Genomic DNA, 231 nt, shown 5'->3' with positions numbered 1-231 from the left:
AGCGCGCCAAACGCGCCGTGCGTGCTGGTGTGGCTGTCGCCGCATACCACGGTCATGCCGGGCAGGGTGGCACCGTTCTCGGGGCCGATCACGTGCACGATGCCCTGGCGCTTGTGCATGAAGGGGAAGAACGCGGCCGGTGTGATCTGCGCGATGTTGTCGTTCAGCGTGGTGATCTGTTCCTTGCTGATCGGGTCGGTGATGCCGTCATAGCCGTTTTCCCATCCCGTG

General features: G+C 64.1%; 1 protein-coding gene. It reads right to left on the bottom strand.

The window, feature by feature from the left end; genetic code table 11:
• Positions 1 to 231, bottom strand: a 231-nt coding sequence (locus KM800_RS15335) for an aconitase family protein (RefSeq protein WP_254906594.1), incomplete at both ends; no start/stop codon positions are given.

The organism is Clostridium tyrobutyricum (genome assembly GCF_019144085.1).
In the GTDB taxonomy this organism is placed as follows: Bacteria; Bacillota; Clostridia; order Clostridiales; family Clostridiaceae; genus Clostridium_B; species Clostridium_B tyrobutyricum_A.
This window is presented reverse-complemented; position numbering and strand designations above follow the sequence as displayed.